General features: G+C 62.2%; 11 protein-coding genes. 5 read left to right on the top strand and 6 right to left on the bottom strand.

Annotated elements, in window-relative coordinates:
- Positions 1-90: 90 nt before the first annotated feature.
- Entirely contained in the window at positions 91-462 is a 372-nt protein-coding gene (gene nirD / locus J3P79_RS12940; RefSeq protein ID WP_434611126.1) for a nitrite reductase small subunit NirD, read from the bottom strand.
- Positions 462-3,023: a nitrite reductase large subunit NirB gene (nirB, locus tag J3P79_RS12935; RefSeq protein WP_434611123.1), complete on the bottom strand. Its 2,562-nt coding sequence runs from the start codon at positions 3,021-3,023 to the stop codon at positions 462-464. Before nirB ends, nirD begins: the two co-directional genes overlap by 1 nt.
- A gap of 560 nt (positions 3,024-3,583) precedes the next feature.
- On the opposite strand from nirB, the gene J3P79_RS12930 reads away from it, so the two are divergent.
- Together J3P79_RS12930 and J3P79_RS12925 are read left to right on the top strand one after the other, a co-directional pair.
- Positions 3,584-3,997, top strand: coding sequence for a CBS domain-containing protein (locus tag J3P79_RS12930; RefSeq protein WP_249874660.1), 414 nt, complete (start codon positions 3,584-3,586; stop codon positions 3,995-3,997).
- Between the two features lie 29 nt (positions 3,998-4,026).
- The gene (locus J3P79_RS12925) at positions 4,027-5,010 is read left to right on the top strand and encodes an SDR family oxidoreductase (protein ID WP_434611120.1); all 984 of its coding nucleotides are present in this window, start codon (positions 4,027-4,029) and stop codon (positions 5,008-5,010) included.
- On the opposite strand, the gene J3P79_RS12920 is transcribed toward J3P79_RS12925, so the two are convergent.
- From J3P79_RS12920 to J3P79_RS12910, 3 genes are all read right to left on the bottom strand, one after another.
- On the bottom strand, positions 4,999-6,606 hold the full coding sequence (locus tag J3P79_RS12920; RefSeq protein WP_434611119.1) for an alpha-amylase family protein: 1,608 nt from the start codon (positions 6,604-6,606) through the stop codon (positions 4,999-5,001). The two genes, J3P79_RS12925 and J3P79_RS12920, sit on opposite strands and share 12 nt — an antisense overlap.
- Positions 6,607-6,616: 10 nt before the next feature.
- On the bottom strand, positions 6,617-8,143 hold the full coding sequence (locus J3P79_RS12915) for an alpha-amylase family glycosyl hydrolase (protein ID WP_434611117.1): 1,527 nt from the start codon (positions 8,141-8,143) through the stop codon (positions 6,617-6,619).
- A 134-nt stretch (positions 8,144-8,277) separates the two neighbouring features.
- Positions 8,278-8,907, bottom strand: a complete 630-nt coding sequence (locus J3P79_RS12910) for a TetR/AcrR family transcriptional regulator (RefSeq protein WP_434611115.1) — start codon at positions 8,905-8,907, stop codon at positions 8,278-8,280.
- 84 nt (positions 8,908-8,991) lie between these two features.
- Between J3P79_RS12910 and J3P79_RS12905 the strand changes: the two genes are divergently transcribed.
- Entirely contained in the window at positions 8,992-9,624 is a 633-nt protein-coding gene (locus tag J3P79_RS12905; RefSeq protein WP_434611114.1) for an NAD(P)H-dependent oxidoreductase, read from the top strand.
- Positions 9,625-9,629: 5 nt separating this feature from the next.
- Here the strand turns inward: J3P79_RS12905 and J3P79_RS12900 are convergent, their stop codons facing one another.
- Entirely contained in the window at positions 9,630-11,192 is a 1,563-nt protein-coding gene (locus J3P79_RS12900; protein ID WP_434611111.1) for a L,D-transpeptidase family protein, read from the bottom strand.
- A gap of 162 nt (positions 11,193-11,354) precedes the next feature.
- On the opposite strand from J3P79_RS12900, the gene J3P79_RS12895 reads away from it, so the two are divergent.
- Positions 11,355-12,035: a murein L,D-transpeptidase catalytic domain family protein gene (locus J3P79_RS12895; protein WP_434611450.1), complete on the top strand. Its 681-nt coding sequence runs from the start codon at positions 11,355-11,357 to the stop codon at positions 12,033-12,035.
- Between the two features lie 81 nt (positions 12,036-12,116).
- Positions 12,117-13,070 (top strand): class I SAM-dependent methyltransferase, encoded by a 954-nt coding sequence (locus J3P79_RS12890; protein WP_434611109.1) that lies wholly within the window; start codon positions 12,117-12,119, stop codon positions 13,068-13,070.
- Positions 13,071-13,210: the final 140 nt, after the last annotated feature.

Below are 13,210 nucleotides of genomic sequence, written 5' to 3'. Positions count from 1 at the left end.
TGCGGTCGCTGCGCACTGGAGCGCCAGCCCGGCCGAGCGGGAGCAAGCTCCCTCGCCACAAGAGCACCGAAAGACCACAATTGCGAACGGTCAGTCCTCGCCAATCTCCACCACATCCCCATTCAAACGCACCGGCCAGACCCGCAGGCGCTGCTCGGGGTATTCCAGGCAATGGCCGTCTTCCAGGCGGAAATGCTGCTTGTACATGGGCGAGGCAATCACCAGTTCACCCTTGATGTTGCCCAGCAAACCGCGACCGATGACATTGGCGCCGGACTTCGGGTCGCGGTTGTCGACGGCGTACAAGGGCTTTTCCGCATGCTCCGGCAGGTACAACAATGCCACTTGGCTGCCGTCGTGCCAGGCAACCACGCCGGAGTTGGGCACCAGGTCTTCGCGGCTGCACAGGGCGCGCCATTGCAACGGTTGTTGAGCGATACGAACGACGTTTGACTGGCTCATCAGAGCACCTCCTCGGTAACGGGAATCAGGTGAAGTTCATGGGCATGAACCGGGCGACGCTGGCCGCGTTCGCGGACGAAATGGACGTCCGGATCGCCGCGCTTGTCGTTGACGAAGGTCCGGAAGCGCTTGAGTTTCTCCGGGTCCTTCAGGGCGTTGGCCCATTCGCATTCGTAGCGGTCGACCACCAGCTGCATTTGCGCTTCGAGCTCGGCGCCCAGGCCAAGGCTGTCGTGAATGATCACGTCCTTGAGGTAATCCAGGCCACCTTCCAGGCTTTCGCGCCACACCGAGGTGCGTTGCAGTTTGTCGGCGGTGCGGATGTAGAACATCAGGAAGCGGTCGATGTAGCGAATCAGCGTCGCATCGTCCAGGTCGGTGGCGAACAGCTCGGCGTGGCGCGGACGCATGCCGCCGTTGCCGGCCACGTAGAGGTTCCAGCCCTTTTCGGTGGCGATCACGCCCACGTCCTTGCTCTGGGCCTCCGCGCACTCGCGGGTGCAACCCGACACCGCGAACTTGAGCTTGTGCGGCGAGCGCAGGCCTTTGTAGCGGTCCTCGATGGTCAGGGCCATTTGCACGCTGTCCTGCACGCCGTAGCGGCACCAGGTGCTGCCGACGCAGGACTTCACCGTGCGCGTGGATTTGCCGTAGGCGTGGCCGGTTTCGAACCCGGCTTCGATCAGCTCGGCCCAGATGTCCGGCAACTGGTGCAACTGTGCGCCGAACAAGTCGATGCGCTGGCCGCCGGTGATCTTGGTGTAGAGGTCGTATTTCTTCGCGACGACGCCGATGGCGATCAACTTGTCGGCGGTGATTTCCCCACCGGCGATGCGCGGCACCACCGAATAGGTACCGTTTTTCTGCATGTTCGCCATGAAGGTGTCATTGGTGTCCTGCAATGGCACCAAGTGCGGGTCCATGATCGGCTGGTTCCAGCACGATGCCAGGATCGACCCCACCGCCGGCTTGCACAAGTCGCAACCGGTGTGGCCGCGACCGTGTTTGGCGAGCAACTCTTCGAAACTGATGATGCCTTCTACCCGCACCAGGGCATACAGCTCCTGGCGGGTGTAGGCGAAGTGTTCGCACAGGCTTTTGTCGACACTGACGCCGCGGGCAATCAGTTCGTGCTCGAAGACTTGCTTGACCAACGCAGCGCAGCCGCCGCAGCCGGTGCCGGCCTTGGTGTCGCACTTGAGCTGGCCGAGATCGGTGCAGCCGCCGTCGATGGCCGAGCAGATCGAGCCCTTGGTGACGTTGTGGCACGAGCAAATGGTCGCCGCCTCCGGCAAAGCCGCCGGGCCCAGGGTCGGAGCGCCTTCGGACGACGGCAGAATCAGGCTGGCCGCGTCCTTGGGCAAGGCGATGCCGTTCTGCATGTACTGCAAGAGGGTGTCGTAGTAGCTATTGTCGCCAACCAGTACGGCGCCAATCACGCGCTTGCCGTCGGCGTCGATCACCAGGCGCCGGTAGCTGGCGCTGGTTTCGTCGATGAACTGGAAGCTGCGCGAGCCCGGCGTGTTGCCGTGCGCGTCGCCGATGGAGCCGACGTCCACGCCCAGCAGCTTGAGCTTGGTGGACATGTCGGCGCCGGTGAAGGCCTCGCCGGTTTCGCCGCACAGGCGCGCCGCAACGTTGCGGGCCATCTGGTAGCCCGGCGCGACCAGGCCGAAGATGCTGCCATTCCACGCCGCGCATTCGCCGATGGCGTAGATGTCCGGGTCGCTGCTCTGGCAATGATCGTCGATCACCACGCCGCCGCGCGGGCCGATCTGCAACTCGCATTGACGGGCCAAGGCATCCTGGGCGCGGATACCGGCGGAAAACACGATCAGGTCGGTTTCGAGAAAGTCATCGTTGCCGAAGTTCATCCGATAACGGTACTGCTCGCCTGCGCTGATGGATTGAGTGCCCTTGGACAAATGCACGCCGACACCCAGCTTCTCGATGCGCGCCTTTAGGGCCAGGCCGCCCTGCTCATCCAGTTGCACCGGCATCAGCCGTGGAGCGAATTCCACCACGTGGGCTTCCAGGCCCAGCGTCTTGAGGGCATTGGCCGCTTCCAGGCCCAGCAGGCCGCCACCGACGACTACGCCACGACGGGCATTGCTCGCCGCAGCGCGAATGGAATCAAGGTCTTCGAGGGTGCGGTAGACCAGGCACGAATCGCCCTCGGCACCCTGGATAGGCGGCACGAACGGGTAGGAACCGGTGGCGAGCACCAGCTTGTCATAGTGGATGCGCTCCCGGGCGGTAACCACTTCGCGCGCCTGGCGGTCGATTTCCAGTACCGGTACGCCCAGGTGCAGCGTGACACCCGAGGTCTGGTACAACGAGGCTTCGCCCAAGGCCAGCGATTCGGCGTCCCGACCGGAGAAATACTCGGACAGGTGCACACGGTCGTAGGCCCGCACTGGCTCTTCGCTGAAGACATGCACACGGTAATGGTTGAGGGCACCGCGCTCGATCAGTTGTTCGACGCAGTGGTGGCCGACCATGCCATTGCCGATCACGATCAGCGTTTGCAGCTTGTTCAGGGAAGCAACGTTGGAATTCATAAAAGCACCCGACAAAAGCCCATCACGGTTTTTTGAAAGCAAAAAAAAGACGCCTGAAACCTTGCGGTTCCAGGCGTCTTTGCCTGTTCTGTGCGGTATCGACCCGGCGACTGCGCCCTGATCTACCGTTATCCCCCGGCCTGCTGGCGCTCGATCTTCGTTGACCGACGGGGCTGCCCACTCGATTGTGTTCACGGTGGGCCTGGACAACGTCTTGCAGCGAGCGTGCCAACCCTCACTTGATCTGCCGCGACAACCTCATAGGCATCCCGCAACCCCCTGTGGGAGCGGGCTTGCCTGCGAAGAGGCCTGCCCTGTCACCACAAGCGGACCGGCGCCGGCTACCGTTTCGCGAGCACCGTCATCTGCCTTGCGATGGTGCGATCCCACCCCGCCGGCTTCATAAAAGTGCAACCCTTCAAACCCGCCGGCAAAAATCCTGAACCATCGCCAACCCCGATTTTCACAATAAGTGAGGAGCCAGTCCGATGGTCGCCCAAGCGACTCGCGACACCCGGACAGTGGCTCGCTGCTCAACCCGAAACGAAGGAGATTCAACGATGAAAATCAATGAAATCATGAGTCGGGAAGTTCGCACGATCTCTCCTGATACCCCCCTGCGCGAGGTTGCCCTGATCATGCGCCAGGCCGATATCGGCGCGCTGGTGATCAATCAGAATGACCGCATGGCGGGGATGGTGACCGACCGCGACCTGGTGGTTCGAGCCATGGCCGAGGGCATGAACATGGATACCCCGGTCAGCCGGATCATGAGCGATGAGGTGCGCTATTGCTTCGATGACGAAGAAATCGACCACGTTGCCAAGAACATGGCCCAGATCGAAAAACGCCGCCTGCCCGTGGTCAACCGCGATAAACGACTGGTTGGCATGGTATCCCTGGCCAACGTTGCCAGCTGCAACGCCGACAAAGTGAGCGCCAACTTGCTGCGCGGTGTCGCGCAACCTCACTGATTCGCCAAAGGAGCTGCGGAGCGAGCGCAATGGAAGAGCGAACCCCACCGGTTGTTGTGATCAGCGGTTCCAGCGCCGGCGTTGGGCGTGCGACCGCGCACCGATTTGCCGCCGCTGGCTACCGCGTCGGGTTGCTGGCCCGGAGCGAACAGGCCTTGGCGGACACGGCGCAAGAACTGGAGCAATTGGGTACGACGTGCCTGGCGATCAGCGTCGATGTCGCCGACGCCGATGCGGTCTTCGAAGCGGCGCAGCGGATGGAACGCGAACTGGGACCTGTCGACGTGTGGATCAATTGCGCGATGGTCACGGTATTTTCGCCGATTCGCCAGTTGACCGCCGAGGAAGTCCACCGGGTTACGAAGGTGACATACCTGGGCACCGTGCACGGCACGCTCGCAGCGCTGGACCTGATGGGACGACGCAATCGCGGCGTCATCATCCAAGTCGGTTCAGCACTGGCCTATCGCGCGATTCCGCTGCAAGCCGCCTATTGCGGGGCCAAGTTCGCGGTGCGTGGGTTCACCGATTCATTGCGCTGCGAACTGCTCCACGAGCACAGCAACATCAAGGTCTGCATGGTGCAACTGCCGGCGATCAACACGCCGCAGTTCGATTGGGCGCGTAACAAGCTGGGCAAGCGCCCGCAACCGGTGCCGCCGATTCATGATCCGGACGTGGCCGCACGGGCGATTCTCAGCGTGGTCAAGCGCACGCCCCGGGAATTATGGCTGGGTGCGGCCACGCTGAAGGCCATTGTCGGCACATGCCTGATGCCTGGTCTGCTCGACCGGCTATTGGCCCGTAACGCCTGGCCGGGGCAGATGACCAATGAGGATGACAACAGTCAGTGCCCGGACAATCTGTTCGAGCCGCAGGAATCTGCGCACCGCACCCGTGGGCGGTTCAACGGCCGCTCGCGGGACTCTGCCCTGGCGCTCAGCTCGACACAGGTGTCGGCCTTGCTGTTGGCCACCGGCGGGTTGCTGGCGGTCGTGCTGCTATTGTTTTGAGCCTGTGCGCCGAAACCAGCGATAACCGTATCCATTCAACGTCAGCCTCGATCGGGCCGTGGCTGGGTACGGGCTGTCCGACAGCACTTCGTCGTAACCCTGCAGATCCAGTTCGCGCAACTGCACGCTGACCTCGTCGGTGCCAAGGTTCGCCAGCATCACCGAGGTAGCTTCGCACTCATGCGCGATGGCGAACACCGCCGGATGATCGACCGTCAACAGCCGCGCCTTGCCATCGCCGACTTCGTTCAACCGGGTCCGTGCCAACAACAAGCGACGGGTGCGAGCCAACAGCGAATCGGGGTCATCCTGCTGCCCTTCCACATTCAATCGCGTGTAGGCAAAAGGCCCTTCATCGATCACCGGGGCGGCCAGGCGTTGGGCCGAAGAAAACCCGGCATTGGCTTCGTCGCTCCACTGCATGGGCGTGCGCACCGACAGGCGCTCTGGGCGGGACAGGTCGTCGCCCATGCCGATTTCTTCGCCGTAGCGCACGATCGGCGTCCCAGGCAGCGACAACAACAATGCCTGGGCAAGTGCCTGGCGCCGCACGTCGCCATTGAGCATCGGCGCCAGGCGCCGACGGATGCCTCGGCCGTACAGGCGCATGTCCGGCTCCGGGGCGAACGCCTGCATGACTTCCTCGCGCTCCTGCTCAGTCAAGCGCTCCAGGTCGAGCTCATCGTGGTTGCGCAGCCACACGGCATAGTTCGCGCCGTCCGGTGGCGCGGGCCGGCGGGTGATGGCCCGCTGCAACGGCTCGGCTTCGCCACGGGCCAACGCCAGGAACAGATGATTGTTGACCCAGAAATCCAGCACCAGGCCCAAGCGCTCGCCCGTACCGAAGTAATGGCTGTAGCGCTCGGGCTCGACATCAACTTCGCCCATCAAGACGCCTTCGGGGTTGATGCGGGTCATGCATTGGTAGAAACGGTCGAGCACCCAGACGCCCTGCTCTTCATCGCCGCCGCCCGCCTGCTCCACCAAATGCGAGGCCGCATCGAGGCGAAAGCCGGCGATGCCCAGTTCGAGCCAATGGACCATGATGCGCTCGATCTCCTCGACCACGCGTGGGTTCGCCAGGTTGAGGTCCGGCTCATGCCGGTAGAACAGATGACGATAGTACTGGCCGGCCTGTTCATCCCAGCGCCAGATGCTGTCTTCCACTGAGGGAAAAATCGGCTGGTTGCCGTCGTCCACCGGCGTGTCGGACCACAGGTAGTAATCGCGATAGACGCTGTCCTTGTCCCGCCGCGCCCGGAGGAACCAGGGATGCTGGTCACTGGTGTGCTGCACGACCAGTTCAAGGATGACGCGAATGCCGCGCTGACCGGCCTGCACGATCAACTGGCGCAAGTCTTCTTCGCTGCCAAAGCGCGGGTCCAGCGCCATGAAATCGCTGACGTCATAACCGGCGTCCTTGAACGGTGACCGATACAGCGGCATCAGCCAGAGCGCACCGACGCCCAATGCCTGGAGGTAATCGAGTTGGCGAATGACGCCCTTGAGATCGCCACGGCCATCGCCGTTGCTGTCGTAGAACAAGGAAGGATCGATCTGATAGATCAAGGTATTTCGGTGCCAGTTGGCGTTCATCAGTGACTCCTTATCGACACAGGATCACGGCCTGCTCGGCGGCCAGTCGACCGCTGAACGACCGGCCTTCATCCGCCCCGTCGCTGGCGACTTCCACGCGCCAAGGGTCGGCCAGGGGAAAAGTGTGTTCGCTGTCGGCAAAGTTGATGCAGACCAAGCGCTCGTCACCCTCGCAATGGCGACGATAAGCCAGCACTTGCGGATGCGACGGCAGTTCTTCCCAGCCGCCCAGGCGCAGCGCCAGGCTGTTGCGACGGCAGGCCAGCAAACGTCGGTAGAGCGCCAATACCGAATCGTCGGCCCCCTCTTGCGCCTCCACCGACAGTACGTCGGCGTCCACGGCGAACGGCAACCAAGGCGCCTGTCCCGACCAACCGTGCGGCGCTTGGGCAGTCCACGGCAACGGCGCCCGGCTGCCATCCCGCCCGCCAGGATCGACGCGAGTCTGGGCGGTCACTTGGGTATCTTCCAACCCCAGTTCTTCGCCTTGATAGATAAAAGGCGTGCCGCGCAGCGTCAGCAACATCACCGCCGCCGCCCGGGCCCGGCGCAGCGAGCCGCCGTAGCGACTGCGGTGGCGGCTGTTGTCGTGGTTGGACAGCACCCAGGTCGGCCAGGCCTGCAAGGGGCCGAGGTCGTTTTCCACTTCGCGGATGCACATGCGAAACACCACCGGGTCCCAAGGGGCATCCAGCGGAGGGAAATTGAACGACATGTGCAACTCGTCGCTGGCGCCATAGTAAGCCGCGACCTGCGCCGTGGAGCGAATGTTCACTTCACCGATCAGCACCCGCTCGCCGGGATAACTGTCAACGAGGCGGCGTAATCCGCGCAGCACTTCGTGGCTGTAGGGCTGGTCATTGATCTTCACCATGGTTTCGCCGGCCATGCAGCGCGGGTCGTCGGCGAAGCTCTGGTCCTTGCCGACGCAATGCACCACGTCGACGCGAAACCCGTCCACGCCACGCTCCAGCCAGAAATGCAGGACCTCATGCATGGCCGCCACCACTTCGGGGTTGTGCCAATTGAGATCCGGTTGTTGCGGCAGGAAAAAGTGCAGGTAGTACTGCTGGCTGTCTTCGTCCCAGGTCCAGGCGCTACCGCCATCAATCGACGCCCGCCAATTGTTGGGCTGGTCGCGCCAGATGTACCAGTTTCGCTTGGGGTTGTCGCGGCTGGAACGCGACTCGATGAACCAGGGATGCTGGTCGGACGTGTGGTTCGGCACGAAATCGAGCAGCACCTTCAAGCCGCGTTCATGGGCCTTGGCAATCAACGTGTCGAGGTCAGACAGGTTGCCGAACAGCGGATCGACATCGGTGTAGTCACAAATGTCATAGCCGGCGTCGCACATCGGCGAGCGGTACACCGGCGACAGCCATAACGCGTCGACGCCCAGGTGTTGCAGATGGTCCAGGCGTGCGGTCAAACCGGGAAGATCGCCGATGCCATCGCCATTGGCATCGGCAAAGGAGCGAGGATAAACCTGGTAGATCACAGCGTTCTTCCACCAGGGCGAATGGAAGGAGTTGGGCATGTCGCCTCCTCTGATCGCAATGTTTGGTGGGCAAGACCGCGGCCCCGCCTGATGTCCCTGTTATCGAGGGACATCAGTTAAGAACCGGAAAAGGTGCCTGGGGTTCGTTTTTTCTTGCTCGCGATGGCGTTGGTTCAGCTTGAAGAGATCTCAGCAGCCCGCTCAACCATCGAAACGATGGTCACGAACAACTCCCGCTTGGCCTCCTGGGCGCTGATTTCCCCATTGGCCGCCGCATCGGACAAGGCCTCTGCCGCCCCCAGCATCGCCCGCAGGCTCGCTTGTGAAAGGCGCCCGGTCCCGGCGAAGGGTTCAAGCACCGATCGGCATTTGTCCAGGAAACTTCGCTCGCATTCCCTTTTTATGCAATCAAGTTCAGGTGAACCGCTCAAGGCCGCGATGACACCTGGGATCTCCCTTCCCTGGAGCAGGACGCACTCCACGAAGGAGGAGGCAATCACCTGCGCGCGGCTTTGCAGATCCGGTTCACTGGCGTCGATTGCGGCCTCTATCAAGGCAGTCTGGCGAACATCAAAATCTTGATAAAGCGCGGCCAAGAGCCCTGACCGGGTAATGAAATGGTTGTAGACGATGGGTTTGGTCACGCCAGCCTGATCCGCCAGGCGAGCCAGGGTCAGCGCTTCGCTGCCTTCTTCGCGCACCATGCGCCAGGCGACTTCCAGCAGTTGCCGATGCCGGTCGACGCGCGATAGACGTCGACGAGGCGCAGCGTCGAGCGGCATCTGTTCTTGATGGGTTGACATATTAACTTTACCAACGGTAACTTACGTTCAGTAACTTAACCGATCATACGCGCTTACCCTTGTGCGATACCAGAGGAAATCAACATGCATGCCCTTATCGTCGTTGCTCACCATAACCCCGGTTCTCTGACCCATTCCCTGGCCCAAGCCATTGGCAACGGGGTCATTCAAGCCAATCCGGCGCATACCTTCGAGATAGCCGACATCGCTGCCGAGGGGTTCGACCCGCGCTTTGACTTCGCCGACGCGGCAGTTCATCACCGCGAAGCAGCGCCGGCCGCCGATGTCCTGGCCGAGCAGGCCCGGATTGACCGCGCCGACGCGCTGGTGGTGGTGTACCCGATCTACTGGTGGTCGATGCCCGCGCTCCTCAAAGGCTGGATCGACCGGGTATTTTCCAACGGCTGGGCGTTCGATTTCATCCCCGATCAACCATTTGTCCAGAAGCTCCAGCACCTGCGGGTTCATCTGGTAGCCGTCGGCGGCGCCGATGCTGGCAGTTTCGAACGCCATGGCTACGACCAGGCGATGGTCACGCAAATCGAACATGGCATTTTCGAGTATTGCGGTGCCCGCGTGGTGAGCTCCGACAGATTGCTCGAATCGGAAAGCCTCGATCCAAACCTACATTTGCAAACGGCAAATGCCCTTGGTAAGCGGTTGTTCTCGACCACCGGCGAGACTGCCCGTGGGAAAGCCGAAGTCGAGTGCGCCTGACCCCGTCAAAGCGCACGGCGATCAGCGGCAGACAGGGCGCCATCGCGTTGATAAATATCCGGGATGTACACTGCCCGCCCCTGGCTGTCGGCTTGCACCGTCCAGTAACCGAGCAGGATCGGCACGGACCTGGACAGCCTGAACTCATGGGTCAATTCGCTGGCTAGCAACGTGTCGGTCCGCGTGCGTTCGGCCGGCGTCACCAGCAAATCGCGCAAATGCATGACTTGTTCGATGCGCACGCAGCCCGAACTGAACGCCCGCGGCCCCTTGCTGAACAGCGCCTGGCTGGGGGTGTCATGCAAGTAGACAGAAAACGGATTGGGAAAGCGGATCGCCATTTTGCCCAAGGGATTCTTCGAACCGGGGTCCTGGCGCAGCATGAGATCGCCGGGGTGTTCCCAGTCGATATTCTCCACTGCCAGCGGCAAGCCATCCCGATCGATGACCCTGAGGTTATGCCGGCTGAGAAATTCCGGATCGCGACGGATTTCGGGCAGTTTGTCCTCGCGCATGATGGTCGGCGGGATCGTCCAGGTGGGGTTCAGCGTCAGCCGGGTGATGCGCGATTTGATCAACGGCGTCTGGCGTTCGGCACGCCCTACCTGGGTGCGGGTTTGCCACACGGGAGCGCCGCCCTGGTAAACCGTCAGTTGCGCCGCGGCCACGTTGACCAGGACGCTGTCGGGCTCCAGGTCCTGGGCCAGCCAGCGCATGCGTTCAAGGTTGATGCGCAACTGCTCGCGGCGCGTGGCTGGGCTAATGTTGAGTTCGGTGACGGTCCAGGGCCCCACTACCCCATCGGCTTGCAGCGAATGGTGAAGTTGGAAATTCTTCATCGCCTCCACGAGGCTCGGACTGTAATGCTCATCGGCGTCGAGTGGTGGCACGCTCAGGTAGCCTTCGTTGAACAAGCGCCGAGCGAGCGCTGGTACGCGGGCGTCGCGCTTGTCGGGTTGCAAAAGCGGGCCACCGGGCACCGACTGCCAGTCCGCCAGGGGTTGCTGCCGCTGCCGGGCGTAGAGCTCGCGCAGGTTGCGATAGAGCGTCAGGCTCGGCCGAGCCAGTTCGAAAGCCTCGGCCGGGTCTTGCAGGCCCGCGACGGCGAAATGCAGCACCATGGCTTGACGGTCCGGCAACTGGGGACTGGCTTTCCAGATCGGCTCCAGGCGTTTCTGTGGCAAATAGCCGAAACGCAAATCGTGCAGGGCATGCAGGTAGCGTTGGCTGATGGCGATGTCGGTACAGGCGGCATTGGCAAAAGCACCTTCACCCGGCAGCGGGTAGCGGTTCGGATCCAGCCCGTCATCCGCCAATTGTTGCAATTGGAGCAGCAAGGCCTGCAACCGCTCATCGTCCGCCCAGATCGCCTGGCCTGCGTTTTGCTGGTACAGCGACTGCAGGCTCATGACCGTCGGAAAATCGACGCTCGCAGCCAGTTCAGGGCAGTTGACGGACAACTGCGCCAGCGTGGTTTGCGCCTGCCCCGGATCGCCGTCCTCGGCCGTAGCGACCAATGGCGCAACGAGCAATAAAAGGCTCAGGTAACATGCGGGCTTTTTAAACAACTGCTTTACTCCAATCCATGGCCGTCTCGTTGACGGTGAATTTTGCGACAGGTACGACCCGCCATCATGCAGACAAACAAAACCGGACGGGATGCCGCAAACGAACGCCATCGCAAGCTGCCTTCACCTGTATCGGCCTTCTTGCGCCGATTCTGCCTGGTCATGACGGGCCTTGGCATTCTGTGCAGCCCCGCGTTGGCCGAAAAACTCAAGTCCCAGCCTCTTTACAACAGCCTCGCCCACGCCGCGCCGGAACTCAATCCCCAAGCGCTGAAAAGTGCCCTGAGTGCGATGCAGTGCGCAGTTGCCAACGGCGCTCGACAAGCCCGCCACCTGGCGGTCATCGACTATTCGCAACCGTCCACGGCCCGTCGGCTGTGGATCTTCGACCTGCGTCAAAAGAAGCTGGTCTTGCGCGATCTGGTGGCCCATGGGCAGAAATCCGGCGAAAACTTCGCCACGCAGTTCTCCAATCGCCTGGGCAGCTATCAGTCCAGCCTGGGCTTGTTCCGCACCCAGGAAAGCTACCAGGGCGCCCACGGCTATTCGCTGCGCATGGATGGCTTGGAACCTGGGTTCAACGACCTGGCCCGGGACCGAGCGATCGTGATCCACGCCGCCGATTACGTGAATCCGCTGTGGAGTGTGCGCCAGGGTCGTATCGGCCGTAGCCTGGGTTGTCCCGCCGTCCGCCCGCAAGTGGCACGGCAAGTGATCGACAAGCTCAAGGGCGGGCAATTCATGTTTTCCTGGTACCCCGACCCAGCGTGGCTCAAGCGCTCGGCCTATCTCAATTGCCAACCGCAACAGGTAGCGAGCATCCTGGCAACCAGCGGCGGCTGACAGCTCCCTCGCCACAGGGATTGCACCTGGTCCGCCGGTGGTTAAAATGCCGGCCTTTCGAGTCGCTGGTGTTTTTTCCTGATGAACCCTCAAGCCCTTCAAACCTTGCACAGCCATTTGTTGACGGCGCTGGCATCGGCACCCGACGAAACCCGTCGCCTCTTCCACGGGCGCGGGCGCTGCTGGCCGGGCCTGGAACAGGTCACCGTCGACTGGCTGCAAGGTGTGGTGCTGGTCTCGCTGTTCAAGGAGCCCGAGGCGGCGCAGTTGGACGACCTACTGTCGATGCTGCAAGCCCTGGCCGCCTCGCCCACCTGGCAACACTGCGGTGCACAGACCCTGGCCTTGCAGCATCGATACCTGCCCGACAGTCTCACCCAATGGCTGGTGGGCGAGCCGATTGATGAGTGGACGCTGACCGAAGGTGGCCTGCGCTACCGGATCGACCTGGGCAAAAAGCAGAACAACGGCCTGTTCCTCGACATGCGCTACGGACGCGACTGGGTGCGGGCCAATGCCGGTGGCAAGCGCGTGCTGAACCTGTTCGCCTACACCTGCGGCTTTTCCGTGGCCGCCATCGCCGGCGGAGCGCAGCACGTGGTCAACCTGGACATGTCCCGAGCGGCGTTGAGCCGTGGGCGCGACAATCATCGTTTGAATGGCCATGACCTGGGCCAAGTGAGTTTCCTGGGCCACGACTTGTTCAAGTCCTGGGGCAAGGTCATCAACAGCGGCCCCTACGATCTTGTCATCATCGACCCGCCCACTTTCCAGAAAGGCAGTTTCCTGCTGACCAAGGATTATCAGCGCGTACTGCGCCGCCTGCCGGAGCTGCTGAGCGCCCACGGCACGGTCCTGGCTTGCAGCAACGACCCGGCGACCGGACCGGACTTCCTCATCGACGGCGTCATGCGTGAAGCGCCTGGGCTGATATTCGAAGCACGGTTGGAAAATCCTCCGGAGTTCCCAGACGCCGATCCGGCCTGTGGCCTCAAGGCCCTGGTGTTCCAACGCCAGGACCCGTCCGTTGGGTAGCCTTGCGCGCGCTCCCTGAGAATTACAAATTTCCTCTACTTGGCGAATCTTCTCGCGACTAGACTGTTTTCCGGCGCCAGCAACGCGAACCGCTTGGGTCGCGCTTGCGGCAGCCCCGAAACCGGACTGTTCAAGGATTG

The organism is Pseudomonas sp. R1-7 (assembly GCF_051132105.1).
Classification (GTDB): domain Bacteria; phylum Pseudomonadota; class Gammaproteobacteria; order Pseudomonadales; family Pseudomonadaceae; genus Aquipseudomonas.
This window is presented reverse-complemented; position numbering and strand designations above follow the sequence as displayed.